The organism is Leifsonia aquatica H1aii (assembly GCF_000633535.1).
In the GTDB taxonomy this organism is placed as follows: domain Bacteria; phylum Actinomycetota; class Actinomycetes; order Actinomycetales; family Microbacteriaceae; genus Leifsonia; species Leifsonia aquatica_A.
Genome location: NZ_AYMR01000020.1, coordinates 121,833 through 137,955, shown reverse-complemented (window position 1 = coordinate 137,955; position 16,123 = coordinate 121,833). Strand labels below are relative to the sequence as shown.

At 67.9% G+C, this 16,123-nt stretch carries 11 protein-coding genes; 2 read left to right on the top strand and 9 right to left on the bottom strand.

The window, feature by feature from the left end; all coding sequences use genetic code 11:
* Positions 1-147 precede the first annotated feature (147 nt).
* From typA to U870_RS0118050, 6 genes are all read right to left on the bottom strand, one after another.
* A complete protein-coding gene (typA, locus tag U870_RS0118075) occupies positions 148-2,064 on the bottom strand; it encodes a translational GTPase TypA (protein ID WP_025158779.1) in 1,917 nt (638 codons plus the stop codon).
* Between the two features lie 100 nt (positions 2,065-2,164).
* Positions 2,165-3,862, bottom strand: coding sequence for a dipeptide ABC transporter ATP-binding protein (locus tag U870_RS0118070; protein WP_025158778.1), 1,698 nt, complete (start codon positions 3,860-3,862; stop codon positions 2,165-2,167).
* On the bottom strand, positions 3,859-4,836 hold the full coding sequence (locus U870_RS0118065; RefSeq protein WP_025158777.1) for an ABC transporter permease: 978 nt from the start codon (positions 4,834-4,836) through the stop codon (positions 3,859-3,861). Before U870_RS0118065 ends, U870_RS0118070 begins: the two co-directional genes overlap by 4 nt.
* Positions 4,826-5,755, bottom strand: a complete 930-nt coding sequence (locus tag U870_RS0118060; RefSeq protein ID WP_025158776.1) for an ABC transporter permease — start codon at positions 5,753-5,755, stop codon at positions 4,826-4,828. Before U870_RS0118060 ends, U870_RS0118065 begins: the two co-directional genes overlap by 11 nt.
* A 148-nt stretch (positions 5,756-5,903) precedes the next feature.
* Positions 5,904-7,511, bottom strand: a complete 1,608-nt coding sequence (locus tag U870_RS0118055; protein WP_025158775.1) for a peptide ABC transporter substrate-binding protein — start codon at positions 7,509-7,511, stop codon at positions 5,904-5,906.
* Between the two features lie 396 nt (positions 7,512-7,907).
* Positions 7,908-9,764 (bottom strand): ABC transporter ATP-binding protein, encoded by a 1,857-nt coding sequence (locus U870_RS0118050; protein ID WP_025158774.1) that lies wholly within the window; start codon positions 9,762-9,764, stop codon positions 7,908-7,910.
* A 68-nt stretch (positions 9,765-9,832) separates the two neighbouring features.
* Between U870_RS0118050 and U870_RS0118045 the strand changes: the two genes are divergently transcribed.
* On the top strand, positions 9,833-10,459 hold the full coding sequence (locus tag U870_RS0118045) for a PH domain-containing protein (RefSeq protein ID WP_025158773.1): 627 nt from the start codon (positions 9,833-9,835) through the stop codon (positions 10,457-10,459).
* A gap of 32 nt (positions 10,460-10,491) precedes the next feature.
* Here U870_RS0118045 and U870_RS0118040 read toward each other — a convergent pair whose 3' ends face one another.
* The 3 genes from U870_RS0118040 to U870_RS0118030 all read right to left on the bottom strand — a co-directional run bounded on the left by U870_RS0118040 (position 10,492) and on the right by U870_RS0118030 (position 15,021).
* A complete protein-coding gene (locus U870_RS0118040) occupies positions 10,492-11,505 on the bottom strand; it encodes an ABC transporter permease (protein ID WP_025158772.1) in 1,014 nt (337 codons plus the stop codon).
* Positions 11,506-13,038 carry an ABC transporter permease gene (locus U870_RS0118035; protein WP_025158771.1) on the bottom strand — a complete coding sequence of 511 codons (1,533 nt, stop codon included), beginning with the start codon at positions 13,036-13,038 and terminating at the stop codon, positions 11,506-11,508.
* A gap of 192 nt (positions 13,039-13,230) precedes the next feature.
* Positions 13,231-15,021: an ABC transporter family substrate-binding protein gene (locus U870_RS0118030; RefSeq protein ID WP_025158770.1), complete on the bottom strand. Its 1,791-nt coding sequence runs from the start codon at positions 15,019-15,021 to the stop codon at positions 13,231-13,233.
* Between the two features lie 280 nt (positions 15,022-15,301).
* Between U870_RS0118030 and U870_RS0118025 the strand changes: the two genes are divergently transcribed.
* Entirely contained in the window at positions 15,302-16,096 is a 795-nt protein-coding gene (locus U870_RS0118025; protein ID WP_025158769.1) for a CPBP family intramembrane glutamic endopeptidase, read from the top strand.
* The last annotated feature ends 27 nt before the right edge of the window (positions 16,097-16,123 follow it).

The window sequence follows — 16,123 nt, the reverse complement described above, 5'->3', positions numbered from 1 at the left end:
TTTCCGGGCAGTTCTGTGGCCCTATCACCTCCGTTACCGCCGTGCGGGCAACGGAGGAGTTCTGGAACGACTCGCCGCGCCGTTAACGGCAACGGAGGAGATTCCGGCCGCGTGGGCCGGAATCTCCTCCGTTGCGATCGCTCTGGCTCAGGCGTCCTGGCGCTTGAGGCGCGCGGCGGCGCGGCCGCGGGCGGTGGCGTCGAGCTCGACCTTGCGGATGCGCACGGCCTCCGGAGTCACCTCCACGCACTCGTCCTCGCGGGCGAACTCCAGGCACTCCTCGAGGGTCAGCTGGCGCGACGGCGTCATCGACTCGAAGTTGTCGGCGGTCGACTGACGCATGTTCGTCAGCTTCTTCTCCTTGGTGATGTTGACGTCCATGTCGTCGGCGCGGGAGTTCTCGCCGATGACCATGCCCTCGTACACCTCCTCGGTGGGGTTCACGAAGAAGGTCATGCGCTCCTGGAGCGCGATGATCGCGAACGGGGTGACCACGCCGGCGCGGTCGGCCACGATGGAGCCGTTGCTGCGGGTGATGATCTGGCCGGCCCACTCGTCGTAGCCGTGCGAGATCGCGTTCGCGATGCCGGTGCCGCGGGTGGTGGTGAGGAACTCGGTGCGGAAGCCGATCAGTCCACGGGAGGGGACGATGAACTCCATGCGGACCCAGCCGGTGCCGTGGTTCGCCATGTTCTCCATGCGGCCCTTGCGCGCGGCGAGGAGCTGGGTGATCGCGCCGAGGTACTCCTCGGGGGCGTCGATCGTGAGGTGCTCGAACGGCTCCTGCAGCTTGCCGTCGACGCGCTTGGTGACCACCTGCGGCTTGCCGACCGTGAGCTCGTAGCCCTCGCGACGCATCTGCTCGACGAGGATGGCGAGCGCGAGCTCGCCGCGGCCCTGCACCTCCCACGCGTCGGGGCGGCCGATGTCGAGCACGCGGAGCGAGACGTTGCCGATCAGCTCGCGGTCGAGGCGGTCCTTCACCATGCGGGCGGTGAGCTTGTGCCCCTTGATCTTGCCGACCAGCGGCGACGTGTTCGTGCCGATGGTCATGGAGATGGCGGGCTCGTCGACGTGGATCGCGGGCAGTGGGCGGATGTCGTCGGGGTCGGCGAGGGTGTCGCCGATCATGATGTCGGCGAAGCCGGCGACGGCGACGATGTCACCGGGTCCGGCGCTCTCGGCCGGGTAGCGGTCGAGCGCCTTGGTGATCATCAGCTCGGTGACGCGCACGTTGTGCACGTCGCCGTCGTGTCGGACCCACGCGACGGTCTGGCCCTTCTTGAGGGTGCCGTTGAAGATGCGGAGCAGCGCGAGACGGCCGAGGAACGGCGACGCGTCGAGGTTGGTGACGTGCGCCTGCAGCGGGGCCTCGGGGTCGTAGGACGGCGCCGGGATGTGCTCCAGGATGGCCTCGAACAGCGGCTCGAGGTCGTCGTTGTCGGGCAGCTCGCCGTTCGCGGGCTGGTTGCGGCTGGCGGCGCCGGCACGACCGGACGCGTACACGACGGGCACGTCGAGGATGGCGTCGAGGTCGAGGTCGGGGACGTCGTCCGCGAGGTCGCTGGCGAGGCCGAGCAGCAGGTCCTGGCTCTCGCTCACGACCTCCTCGATGCGGGCGTCGCCGCGGTCGGTCTTGTTGACGGCGAGGATGACCGGCAGGTTCGCCTCGAGCGCCTTGCGCAGCACGAAGCGGGTCTGCGGCAGCGGTCCCTCGCTGGAGTCGACGAGCAGCACGACGCCGTCCACCATGGAGAGGCCGCGCTCGACCTCGCCGCCGAAGTCGGCGTGGCCGGGGGTGTCGATCACGTTGATGGTGATCGGGCCGTTCGTGGCGTGCTTGCCCTTGTACGAGATCGCCGTGTTCTTGGCGAGGATCGTGATGCCCTTCTCACGCTCGAGCTCGTTCGAGTCCATCGCACGCTCTTCGACGTGCTCGTGGTCACCGAACGAGTTGGTCTGGCGCAGCATGGCATCGACCAGCGTGGTCTTGCCGTGGTCGACGTGGGCCACGATCGCGACGTTGCGCAGATCGTCGCGGTGGGCGACGGCGTTCTCGGACATGCGTGAGGGCTCGACTCTCGTCAGGTGGTTTTCGGGGAACGGTCCATCTTATCCCAGCCGACGGCGTCCACCCGTCGCCGTGTCATATATCACACCGTCGTCAGATCGTGAGCGCGGCTCCCGGGATGGCGTCCAGCAGTGCGCGCGTGTAGTCCTCCTGCGGGGAGACGAAGACGTCGGCGGTCGGGCCGCATTCCACGAGCCTGCCGTGCTGCATGACGCAGACGTCGTCGGCGATCTCGCGCACCACGGCGAGGTCGTGCGTGATGAACAGGTAGGTGAGTCCGAGGTCGCGCTGGAGGTCGGCGAGCAGATCGAGCACCTGCTCCTGGACCAGGACGTCGAGGGCGGACACCGCTTCGTCCAGCACCACGATGTCGGGGTTCAGCGCCAGGGCGCGCGCGATCGCGACGCGCTGTCGCTGCCCGCCGGACAGCTCGTTCGGATATCGGGAGGCGAAGCCGGCCGGCAGGGCGACCTGCTCCAGGAGCTCGCGGACCCGGGTCCGTCGACTCCGGCCGTCGCCGACGCGGTGCACGACGAGCGGCTCGGCGATGCTGGTGCCGATGCTCCGGATGGGGTCGAGCGAACCGTACGGGTCCTGGAAGACCGGCTGCATCCGGCGGCGCAGCGCGAAGACCTCGCGCGTGGTCAGGCCGTCGGTGTCCACCCCGTCGACGGCGACCCGGCCGCTGGTCTGCGATTCGAGGCGCAGGACCATCTTGGCGACGGTCGATTTGCCCGACCCCGATTCGCCGACGAGCGCCGTGGTCGTCCCGCGCGGCACGTCGAACGAGATCGCGTCCACCGCGGTGAAGGTCTCGGCGAGGAACGACCCCCGACGGACCCGGTAGGTCTTGGTCAGATCCGTGACCGCGATGGCCGGCACCACCGCCGCCGCACCCGCCGGGGCGACCGGGCCAGCCGGGTCGGGATCGCGATCGTTCACCCGGATGCCGTCGGTCACGATTCCGGGAGCGGCCTCGACCAGGCGGCGCGTGTAGGGGTGGCGCGGATTCTGCAGGATCGCCCGGCTCGGGCCGGCCTCGACGATCCGGCCCTTGTACATGACGATGACGCGGTCGGCTCGCTCGGCGGCGAGGCCGAGGTCGTGCGTGATGAGCAGCACCGTGGTGCCGAGCCTGCTCGTGAGCGTGGCCAGGTGGTCGAGGACGACCTTCTGGACGGTCACGTCGAGGGCGGAGGTCGGTTCGTCGGCGATCAACAGCGCGGGTTCGCTCGACAGCCCGATGCCGATGAGGACACGTTGCCGCATCCCGCCGGAGAACTGGTGGGGGTACTGCTTCATGCGGGTGCTCGCGTCGGCGAGCCCGGCCTGCTCGAGCACGCGCACGGCTTTCGCGGTGGCCTCGCGGCGCGAGGACGCGAGACCGTTCGCCCGGATCGCCTCCTCCACCTGGAACCCGATGTTCCAGACCGGGTTGAGGCTCGACATCGGGTCCTGTGGCACGAATCCGATCTCGCGACCGCGCACGGCCTCCAGTTGGCGGCGCTTGAGCGTCGTCAGCTCGGTGCCGTCGAGGGCGATGGAGCCGCCGAGGATGCGCCCGCTGCCGGGGAGCAGTCCGATGATCGCTTGCGCGGTGGTCGATTTGCCGGAGCCCGACTCCCCCACGATCGCCACCGTCTCGCCGCGGTGGATGGTGAGGTCCACCCCGTCGACGGCGGCCACCGTGCCGTTCTGGGTGGTGAAGCCGACGCGCAGGTCGCGGACGGTCAGCAGGGGCGGTGCGGCGGCGATGCGATCCGGGGCGGCGGTGGGGTGCGTGGCGGTCATCGACGGGCCCTCGCTTTCGGGTCGAGCGCATCGCGGACGACTTCGCCGAGCATGATGAAGCTCAGCACGGTGACCGACAGCGCGATGGACGGATAGATGAGGGTCTGCGGGGCCGTCCGCAGGTCGCTCTGCGCCTGGTTGATGTCGTTGCCCCACGACATCACGTCGCTCGGGAGCCCCACGCCCAGGAACGACAGCGTCGCTTCGGCCACGATCGCGCCTCCGAGCGAGAGGGTGGTGACCACGATGACCGGCGCGATGGAGTTCGGCAGGACGTGCCGCAGGAGGATGCGGAACCGGGAGACGCCGAGCGCTTCGGAGGCCATCACGTAGTCGGCGGTCTTGACCCGGAGGATCTCCGCCCTCAGCACGCGCGCCGTGGCCGGCCACGCGAAGATCCCGATCGCGAGCGAGATGACCCAGACGTTGGCGTAGCGGGCGAAGACCGACATGATCAGCACCGCCGCGAGGATGTACGGGATCGAGAAGAAGATGTCGCCGATCCGGGAGAGGACGGAGTCCAGCCAGCCGCCGTAGTAGCCGGCGAAGGCGCCGAACACGATCCCGATCACGGCCATCAGCACGGTCGAGATCAGGCCGACCGACAGCGAGGTCGCCGTGCCGTAGATGATGCGGGCGTAGATGTCGCAGCCCTGTTTGGTGTAGCCGAGCGGGTGGCCGGGCGCCGGTCCGCGGTTGCTGTCGGCGAGCTGGCAGCCGGCGTTCGGGTCGGCCTGTGTGAACAGGCCGGGCAGCAGGGCGACCGCGAGGATCACCGCGATGAGCGCCGCGGAGAACCAGAACAGCGGTCGCCTCCGCAGGTCGCGCCAGGCGTCGAGCCAGAGGTTGCTCGGCCGGTCGGCGACGACGGCCGCGTCGACGGGGGTCAGCTCGACCTCGTCCTCCGGGGCGACGTAGTGCTCGGCGGCGGGGGCATCGGATGCGAGTGCGGGCGGGGGTGCGTCATGCGACATAGCGGATCCTCGGATCGAGTACGGCGTAGAGGAGGTCGACGATCAGGTTGACGACGAGGTACAGCAGGACCATGACCGTCACGAACGAGACCACCGTCGGTCCTTCCCCGCGGATGATGGCCTGGTACAGCGTGCGCCCGACGCCCGGGACGTTGAAGATCCCCTCTGTCACCGTCGCGCCGACGAGCAGGCCGCCGAAATCGGTCGCCAGATAGGTCACGACGGGGATGAGCGAGTTGCGGAGGATGTGCACCGGGACGATCCGCCGTCGGCTGAGTCCCTTCGCCGCGGCGGTGCGCACGAAGTCCATCGCGTTCGTGTCGATCACGGAGGAGCGGGTCAGCCGGACGATCTGGGCGAAGCTGATCGCCGCGAGGACGACGGCGGGCAGGATGAGGTCGCGGGTGGGGGCGCCGGGTCCGACCGTCGGCCGGGTCCAGCCCAGCCAGATCCCGAACACGTATTGGAGCACGAAGGCGATCACGAAGATCGGCACCGAGATGAGGAGCAGGCTCACCACCAGCGCGCTGGCGTCGAAGAGCTTCCCCTTGCGCAGCCCGCTGACCAGGCCGACCCCGATGCCGAGCACCATCTCGATCACGAGCGCGATGAGCGCGAGACGGATGGTGACCGGGAACGTGCGGGCCAGGATCGCGGTGACCGCCTCGCCGGAGAACGACGTTCCGAAGTCGCCTCGCAGGATCCCGCCCAGGTAGTTCACGTACTGCAGGAGGAAGGGCTGGTCGAGGTGGTATTGGGCACGCAGCTCGGCCAGCACGGAGGCGTTCGGCGTGCGGTCTCCGAACAGGGCGACGATCGGGTCGCCCGGGAGCGCGAAGACCATGAAGTAGATCAGGAAGGTGGTCCCCAGCAGCACGGGTACGGCTTGGAGGACCCGGAAGCCGATGTAGCGGATCATCCGCGTCGACCGGTGGGCAGGATGGATGACATGGGGTCCCTTTCACAGGGCGGAGGCGGGTCTCCGCAGGGAGACCCGTCTCGGAGCGGAGCCGGGCTCTATGGGTGGAGGCGGGGCGACCGGTCGGGCCGCCCCGCCTCCGATCGGTTCAGTCGGTGGACTTGGTGATCTCGTAGTAGAGCGGGACCGAGTCCCAGCCGAACGTCACGCCCTGCACGGACTCGGCGTATCCGCCGCTGACGTTCGAGTACCAGAGCGGGATCACCGGCAGATCGGCGAACAGGATCTCCTGCGCGTCCTGGAAGTCCTGGTTCGCGGCGTCGCTGTCGGTCGCCGAGAGCCCGTTCTTCAGGAGGGCGTCGAAGTCGGGGTTCGAGTAGTCGCCGTCGTTCGAGCCGGCGTTGGTGCCGTAGATCGGTCCGAGGAAGTTGAACAGGCCGGGGTAGTCCGCCTGCCATCCCGTGCGAAAGGCGGTCTCGATCGTGCGCTGCGTCACGGCCGTGCGCACCTGGGCGAAGGTGGGCGAGGGTGCGCCCGACGCTTCGATCCCGAGCGTGTTCTTGAGGCCGTTCGCCACCGCGTCGACCCAGCCCTGGTGTCCCCCGTCGGCGTTGTACGCGATCTCGAACGTCCCGCTCCACGGCGCGATCGCGTCGGCCTCGGCCCACAGCTGTTTGGCTTTGACCGCGTCGAAGTCGAGCACGTCGGCGCCCTTCAGTTTCGCCGACCAGCCGTGGATGACCGGCGAAGTGAAGTCCTTCGCGGGCGTGCGGGTGCCGTTGAAGATCACCTCGGTGATCTCCGGGCGGTTGATCGCCAGCGAGATGGCCTGGCGTCGCAGCCTTCCCTCCTCGCCGGAGAAGTGGGCCAGCCGCTCCGGGATGGTGAACGACTGGAAGACGGCGGCCGGCTGGTTGACCGCGCGGTCGCCCAGGTCGGACTCGTACGTGCCGAGCTCCGATGCCGGGATGGCGTCGAGCACGTCCAGGCTGCCGGAGCGCAGGTCGGCGTAGGCGGACTCCTGCGACGCGTAGAACACGATCCGGAGGCCGCCGTTCTTCGGCGTGCGCGGCCCGTCGTAGTCGGGGTTGGTGACGAGCTCGATGCTCTCGTTGTGCTTCCAGGCCGTGTCGCTCGCGAGCTTGTACGGACCGTTGCCGATCGGATGCTCGCCGAACGCCTTGATGTCGTCGAGCGCGACGCTCGGGAGCGGGAAGTACGCCGAGTAGCCCAGCCGCAGCGGGAAGTCGGAGACCTTCGACGTCAGGTCGACCGTGAACGTCGTGTCGTCGATCACGCGGAGGCCGGTCAGCTCACTGTCCTCCTCGTAGTCGAACCCCTCGATGTCCTCAAAGAAATAGCTGGACAGTTGCGCGTTGCTCTTCTTCGCGCCGTAGTTCCAGGCGTCGACGAACGATTTCGCGGTCACCTTCTCTCCGTTGGTGAACGTCCGATCGCCCGTGATCGTGATCTCGAAGTGCTGCGAGTCGTCCGTCTCGATCGACTCCGCGACGTCGTTGACGGGTTTTCCGTCGGCGTCGTAGGCGACCAGGCCGGCGAAGATCGAATCGAGGATCTTGCCCCCGCCCACCTCGTTGGTGTTGGTCGGGACGAGCGGGTTCTGCGGCTCCGTTCCGTTCACGACGATGATGGCGGCGCTCGCCGCCGGCGGGTCGGACGGATCGTCGGCGCAGCCGGTGAGCACGAGCGCCGAGGCCGCGGCGAGTACTGCCGCCGACCTGCCGAGATGTTTCATGGACACATTTCCTCCTGGTGCAGGTGTTTCCATTCGCGGCGACGGCATCGTCGCCGCGAGGTGCAGTGTTCGTCCGATTCTCGACACCCTGATGCGGCATTGAATCCCCAGGCCTCGAAGTCTCGGATTCACATCATCCTAGCGAGAAACCCTTTATTTGCCCATCTCGGATTGATATATTGGCGACAGGCGTAGTCGAGCCATCGCGGCCGGTGGCGTCCCGTGTGAGGACGCCTCGACGACCGGGCGCGCGGGCATCGGCAGCGCCGCCCCGTCGCGCCCTCCCCCACCGCACGCGAGAAGCGGATCAGGGCCGCGGCATGCGTCCTGCACCGGACACGCAGAACGCCGCCTCGCTCGAAGCGAGGCGGCGTTCTGTACGCGGGAGCCGGGAGCCTACAGCCCCTGGGACACCGGCGGCTCGGGCTCCTGCGGCAGGCCCTCGTTGACCGGGACGGCCTCGTCTGAGCCGGCGGCCAGCAGCTCCAGGCGCAGGGCGCGGCGCGCGCGCTGCTGCTCGGGATCGGGCAGCGGGACCGCGGCCAGGAGGCGCTGGGTGTACGCCTCCTTCGGGTAGCGCAGGATCTCGTCGCGCGTGCCGACCTCGACCAGGCTGCCGTGGTGCATGACCGCGATGCGGTCGGCGAGCACGTCGATGACGGCGAGGTCGTGGGTGATGAACAGGCAGGCGAAGTTCATCTCCTTCTGCAGCTGCTGCATGAGCTCCAGCACGCGGGCCTGCACGGACACGTCCAGCGCGCTGGTCGGCTCGTCGGCGATCAGCACCTGCGGCTTGAGCGACAGGGCACGCGCGATTCCGACGCGCTGCTTCTGGCCGCCGGAGAGCTCGTGCGGGAAGCGGCTGCGGTAGGCGCGCGGCAGCTCGACGCTGTCGAGGAGGCGGTCGACCTCCTTGGCCAGGTCCGCGCCCTTGAGCCCCTTGGCCAGCCGCAGCGGCTCGCCGATCGAGTCGGAGATCTGCAGACGCGGGTTCAGCGACGACGACGGGTCCTGGAAGACGATGCCGACGTTGCGGTGCAGCTTGCGGATCTCGTCCCGCTTGGCGGTGCTGATGTCCTGGCCCGCCACGACGAGCTTGCCCGAGTGGATGGGCAGGAGGCCGATGGCCGCGCGGCCGAGAGTCGTCTTGCCGGAGCCCGACTCGCCCACCAGGCCGACGACCTCGCCCTCGTGGATGGTCAGGTCGATGTCGGTCGCGGCGCGGAATGCGGGGACACGGCCGTGCTTCGGGTACTCGATCGACACCTTCTCGAAGTCGACGACGACCTTCCGCTTGTCCATCTCGGACTTCTCGTGCTCGGCTGCGGCGATGCGCTCGTTGACACGGATCCGCTCGGCGAACGCGGCGTCCGGGTTCTCGGTGCCGGCGGCGAGGGCCGCCGTGGTGTCGATCTCCTCGTCCTCGCGCTGGCCGAGATGCGGCACCGCGTCGAGGAGGGCGATCGTGTACGGGTGCTTCGGGGCCGCGAACACCTCGGCCACGGTGCCGGCTTCGACGATGTCGCCCTTGCGCATCACGACGATGTTGTCGGCCAGGTCGGCGACGACGCCCATGTCGTGGGTGATGAGCAGGATGGCGCTGTCGAGCCGGTCGCGGAGGCTGCGCAGCAGCTCCAGGATCTCGGCCTGCACGGTCACATCGAGCGCGGTGGTGGGCTCGTCGGCGATGAGCAGCTTCGGGTCGCACGAGATCGACTGGGCGATCATCGCACGCTGACGCTGGCCGCCGGAGAGCTGGTGCGGGTAGGAGTTGAACGCCTTCACGGGGTCCGGCAGCTCCACCATGTGGAGCAGCTCGAGGGCGCGCTCCTTCGCCTCGTGCGGCGACATCCCGTAGTGGATGCGCAGCGTCTCGACGATCTGGAAGCCGACCGTGTAGACCGGGTTCAGGGCCGTCATCGGCTCCTGGAAGATCACGGCGACCTGGTTGCCGCGCACCCGGCGCATCTGCGGCTGGGAGAGGCCCGTGATCTCACGGCCCTCCAGCTTGATCGACCCGCGGATGCGCGAGTTCTTCGGCAGGAGGTCGAGGATCGCCATCGAGCTCGCGCTCTTGCCGGAGCCCGACTCGCCGACGATCGCGAGCACTTCGCCCGCCTTGATCGAGTAGGTGAGTTTCTTGGCCGCGGGGACCCACACGCCGTCGACGCCGAAGTCGACGGAGAGGCCGGTGACCTCCAGGACGGGGGCGTCGGTCACGACGCCGGCCTGACCGGGGGTGGTGTCGGTCATGATTCGAGGTTCCTTTCGGGGGCGGTCGGTGTCGGGAAGCCTTGTGGGCGGGATGAGAGCATGGATCCATGCCCTACGTCCCCTCCCCCGACCGCGAGGTTTTCGTCTCCCGGTTCAACCGGGTCCTTGCCGTCCTGATCTGGGCGGCTGCCGCCGTCCTGACCGTCGGACTGCTGCTGAGCGTGCGCGACGCCCGTCTGCTCTACATCGTGCCGGGCGCGCTGGTCGCGCTCATCGGCTGGGCGATGCTGTGGCGGCCGCTCTTCGTGGTCGACCGTGACGGGCTGACCGTCGTCAACGTGACGCGGACCGTGCACATCCCGTGGGAGGCGCTCATCCACGTCGACACCAAGTACGCGCTGACCCTGTACACCCCCGGGAAGAAGTTCCCGGTGTGGTCCGCGCCGGCTCCCGGCACGAGCCGCACACTGCGCGCGACCCGCGAGGAGACCAAGGGACGCGTGGGCAGACCGAGCGTCGAGTCCAGCGTCCGCCGCCCCGGCGACCTGCTGTCGACCGAGTCCGGCGCGGCCGCCGAGGTGGTGCGCCGCCGCTGGGCCGAACTGCAGGCGTCCGGCGCGATCGAGCCGGGCCGTGCCGACGAGGCGCCCGTGACGAGCCGCTGGCACGTTGCGACGCTGTGCGCGGCCGTCGTGCTGGCGGCCGGCACGGTCGCCGCCCTGCTCCTGGCCTGAGGAGGCCGGGAGCACGGCGGCGAGGCGGGTGGTCACAGCACGTCCTCCGCGAGGGCGGCGCCCGTCTTCGGCTGGCCGTCTCCGCCCTCACCGGACTCCGGCTCCTCCTCGCGCATCTTGCGCAGGTTGAACCGGCGGTGGCGCGGGTCGAACGCATCGCGCAGACCGTCGCCGACGAAGTTGACCAGCAGCGCGAGCGTCACGATGAACGCGCCGGGCCACCAGAACAGCCACGGCCGGGTCTGGAACGCCGACTGGTTCGAGCTGATCAGCAGGCCGAGCGAGACGTCGGGCGCCTTGATGCCGTAGCCGAGGAACGACAGCGCCGTCTCGAGCAGGATGGCCGCTGCCATGATCAGCGTCGAGGAGACGATGACGACGCCGATGGCGTTCGGCAGGATGTGCTTGAAGATGATCCGCATGTCCGACGCGCCGGCCACGCGGGCCGCCTCCACGAACTCGCGCTCGCGCAGCGAGAGGAACTCTCCGCGGACCAGTCGGGCGATGCCCATCCAGGAGAAGAAGCCGAGCATCAGGGCCAGGAAGAACGCCCCGAGTCCGCCGAACGCGTGGCCGACGACCGAGCCGATGACGAGCGCCGGGATGACGATGAAGACGTCGGTGATGCGCATCAGGACGGCGTCGACGACACCGCGGAAGTAGCCCGCGACCGCTCCGACCACGACGCCCACGACACTCGCGATGAGCCCGAGCACGATCATCACCAGCACCGAGTTCTGCACGCCGCGCATCGTGAGGGCGAAGTAGTCCTTGCCGATGCGGTCCTGGCCGAACGGGTGCTCCGCCGACGGGGCACCTTGCGAGACCTGGTCGTTCAGCTCGATGTAGTTGTACTTCCACCAGCCGTGGATCGGACCGATGCCGATCGCGGAGATCGAGAACAGGATGATCAGGATGAACAGGACCGCGCTGGCGACGGCGACCTTGTTGGACAGGAACCGCTTCCAGATGAGCTTGCCCTGGCTGACGGGCGGAGTGCTCGGCGCCTCGAGCTCGTCGGCGATACGGGTTTCAGGAGCAGACATTTATCGGACCCTCACTCTCGGGTCGAGTGCGGCGTAGGCGAGGTCCGCGAGGAAGTTGAACAGGATGGCCATGACCGCGATCACCAGGAAGTAGGCCATCACGGGGTTGAGATCGCCGCGACTGAGGCCGGCGGCGAAGATCGAACCCATTCCGGGGATAGCGAACACGCGCTCCGTGATGATGGCTCCACCCAGGAGGGCACCCACGTCGAACGCCACGAGGGTGGTGATCGGGATGAGCATGTTGCGGAACGCGTGCCGGACGATGACCGTGCGCTCCGGCAGGCCCTTGGCACGCGCGGTGCGGATGAAGTCCTGGTTGAGGACCTCGAGCATGCCGGCCCGGGAGTACCGGGTGTACGACGCGAACGAGATCAGCAGCAGCGCAATGGTCGGCAGCAGCAGGTGGGTGAACGTGTCGAGACCCGTCTCCCACATGTCACCGGTGAGTCCCGGAGTCGAGGAGCCGACCGTCGCGATGGGGCGACCGTTGGTGTCCTGGAAGTACTGCGGCCACGCGCGCATGAAGCGGTCGACCAGGATCAGGACGCCGGAGACGACCGTGACGATCACGGCGATCCGGATGTTCTGACCGCGGTCGTACCCGCCGACGAACCAGCCGATGGCGATGCTCACCACGATGGCGACGACGGCGAGGATGACGATCGTCGCCGGCGTGGAGACCGAGAACAGTCCCTGCAGGGCGAAGTAGCAGACCAGCGAGATCGCGCCGCTGATCGACGCCGAGATCAGCGCCCGGCGGCTCTGCAGCCCCGAGATCAGCGCGGTCGTGCCGATCACGACGGCGGCCACCAGCAGGATCATCACCACCGGACCGAGGCCCGGCTCGAGGAACCAGTTGAACGCCGACATCAGCAGCAGCACACCTGCGGTGGCCACGCCGGAGATCACGAAGGTCAACAGCCTCCTGCGTCGATCACCGCCGATGAGCGATTGCCAGATGAATCCGGCCACGATGCCGATGATCACCGCCAGCCACCACGGGATCACCGGGTGCTCGAGGAAATTGTTGAACCCGATCGCCACGAACTCCTTGAGGAGCACCGCGACGAGGAAGGCCGGGAGGGAGTACAGGAAGAAGCTGAGGAACGTGACGACGTTGTCGAGTCCGCTGTACTGCCGGAGGGCCGTGACGATACCGATCGTCACACCGAGGAGGATCGCCAGGATGAGGGCGACCGTCACGAGCTGGACGGTCGAGCCGAGCGCCTGCGGGAGGATGTCGATGACCTTCGCGTTCGAGACCGTGGACCCGAGGTCGCAGGCGTTGGCGAACGGGATGAGGCACTTGGCGGCGCCGCCCAGCCACAGCAACCAGCGCAGCGGCGGGACCACGTCGAGGTCGAGGAGCTGGATGCGGGCGTTGATGAGCGCCTGCTTGTTCGGAGAATTGCTGCTTCGGAGGTCCATGAGCGGGTCGGCGCTATAGGCCACCAGCATGTACATCAGGAACGAAGCGGCGATGATGATGAGTACTGAGACCAGAAGGCGTCTCAGAATGAAACTCGCCATAGGTGGGGAACCCTTACTGACAGGACGCGCCGAACGGGTAGGGCGGCGGGGCTCAGCTCGCCTGGGCGCGTCTCGGATGGGCGGACGGATCGCGTCCACCGACTACATGATACGGGGCGCCGACCCGGAAGCCGACGCCCCGCCGCAGGAGAGTGCCCGGGGTTCACCCGGGCACTCTCGCTATCGGTGCTGTTACTTCGCGGAGGTCGACTTGACCGACCACTCCCAGAAGTTCCAGAACGGACCGGACTGTCCGCCGTTGTACTTCACGCCGTCGACCCGCGAGGTCGTCGCGAAGACGCCCGGCAGCTGGAACAGCGGCAGGCCGTACGCGTCAGCGAAGGTCTGCTTGTCGATCTGGTACTCGATCTTCGTCAGCGCGTCGGTGTCCAGAGTGGTCTGCGACTTGAGCGCGAGATCGTTCGTACCGGTGTAGCGGTTGTAGTTGCCGCCACCGTTGGTGGAGAACACCTGCGGCAGCTGCGTGGTGCCTGCACCCGGGCTGATCCAGCCGAAGAGCGAGGCGTCGTAGTCGCCACCCGGGAGGAGCTTGCTCCAGTCCGGCGAGCCGGCGTCGACGACCTTGAAGCCGGCCTTGGCGGCGGAGGTCGAGATCGCCTGGAACTCGTCGACACGGTTCGGGTTGTTGGTGTTGTACAGGATGCGGACGGTCGGGGTGGCACCGGCGAGGAGCGCCTTGGCGCCGTCGATGTCGACCTTGTCGTACGCGTCGGAGCCGTTCTGCTTGACGCTGCCCGCGTACTGCTCCTGGTTCGGCAGGAAGATCTGCGAGTTCAGGACCTTGGCCTTCGAGTCGACCGGGGTGACGATCGAGTCGAGGATCTGCTGACGCGGGATGGTCTTGAGGAACGCCTCACGGACCTTCGCGTCCGCGAACACCGGCGAGCCGAAGTTCAGGTCGAGGTGGTCGTACGACGCCTGGGCGCCGGTGAGGATCTTCGCGCTGCCCTGCTTGAGAGCGGTGATGGTGTCCGCAGAGGCCTGCGGGTTGATGATGTCGACCTCACCGTTCTGCAGAGCGGTGACCTGGGCGTTGGCGTCCGGGATGATGCGGAAGACGATCTTGTCCACGTTGGCCTTGAGGCCGCCCGCGTAGTACTTGTTCGGCACCATGGTGAGCGACTGGCCGGGCGTCCACGAGGAGACGACGAACGGACCGGACGAGACGAGGAGGTCCTTGTCGGTCGGGAACGCGGTCACGTCGTAGCCGGTGTTGACGAACTTGGCCGCCTTCTCCAGCGTCGGGTCGGCCGGGGCCGGGTTGGCGGTGTCGCCCTTCGGCAGGCCCTTGAGCAGCTTCGTCAGGTCGGCGGCCGAGGAGAGGCCCGCCTTCTTGGCGACGATGTGCGCGGGCTGCGCGATCGGGTTGACGAGCTCCCAGTCCACGTAGGGCGTGGAGTACTTCAGGGTGATCGAGGTGTTGTTGTCACCCACGGTCGGGAAGTCGGTCGCGTCGATGCCCGCGGTGGAGCCGGCGATCGAGAAGTACTGCGTGCCCTTGGTGACGTTGCCCTGGTCGTCGGTGGTCGCCGAGTCGTAGTGACCCGAGGCGATCGCCCAGGCGAGGACCATGTCGTCAGCCGTGACGGGCTCGCCGTCGGACCACTTGTCGTCCTTGTTGAGCGTGTACTTGACGGTCAGCGGGTCGTCCGAGATCTTCTCGAACTTTCCGAACTTGTCGTCGTGGACGATCTTGTAGTTGTTGTCGATGTACTGGAAACCGGTTCCGTACGATCCGTTCAGGTAGCCGACCTGGCCGTTGGTGTCCAGGTTGCCCTGCGGGGTCTGCGAGTTGAACGAAGTGAAGTCGTTCACGACAGCGACCGTCACGGTGCCGCCCTTGGCAGCCGACGAGCTGCTGGTGCTGCCGGACGTGGTGCAGGCGGAGAGGGCGAGTGCGGCGACGCCGGCAATGGCGACCGCGCTGACCGCGTACCTGACCTTTCTTCCCTTGGTGTGCAATGTTCCTCCTGTGCGAAGTGTGCGCGGCACGGGCATGCGAGAGTGCCCGGTCCGCGCTCGATAAGAATGACCCTAGGTAGCGCACGCCGCCAATGCAAAATGAGGCTAGAAAACGTTACACAGTGGTAACTCAGTCGGCGGATTATTGCGCACTCTGCTCGAAAACATCCGGAATGCGTCGCGCTACGCAGGATTTCAAGCGCTTCCACTGGATTCGGGCGGGTTCAGACGCTTCGGCCCGCCTCACGGCGCCGCGCCCTGCGCCTGGCAGGATGCACATATGAGCAGCGAACCGACCTGGTCCGGCGAAGCCCCTGTCGAACGCGCAGGGCGCGCTCGACTGTGGTGGGAGATCGCGATCGTCCTGGGTCTCTCCCTCGGCCAGTCCGCGATCTACTCCATCGTCGACATCATCGACAAGAGTACGCGCTCGCAGGCGTTGGCCGACCAGGTCGCGCAAGTCAACCCCTCCCAGTCGAGCCGCGAGGTCTTCGACTTCCTCTACCAGGTGCTCGGCAACCTGTTCCCGCTGTTCGCGGTCGCCCTGGCGATCTTCCTGCTCTGGCGTCCGGGACGCAGCGGCTTCCGCCGGATCGGCCTGGACGCGACGCAGCCCCTGCGCGACCTGGGGCGCGGCGGCCTGCTCTTCCTGGTGATCGGCATCCCCGGCATCCTGTTCTTCGCCCTGACCCGATTGCTGGGGATCACGGTGACCGTGGAGGCGTCCTCGCTCACCACGCATTGGTGGACGGTTCCCGTGCTGGTGCTCGCGGCGCTGCGGGCCGGCCTGCAGGAGGAGGTCATCGTCGTCGGTTACCTCTTCACCCGGCTGCGCCAGCTGGGCTGGGGGCGCTGGACGATCATCCTCGCCGCGGCGGGGCTGCGCGGCAGCTACCACCTCTACCAGGGCTTCGGCCCCTTCATCGGCAACGCCATCATGGGCGTCGTGTTCGGCTGGTGCTACACGCGCTGGGGCCGGACGATGCCGCTGGTTGTGGCGCATGTCGTCATCGACATCGTGTCGTTCGTCGGGTATCCCCTCGCCGTCGCCTGGTGGCCGTCGATCTTCGCGTGACGGGCCACCAGACGAGCGGCTCAGCGG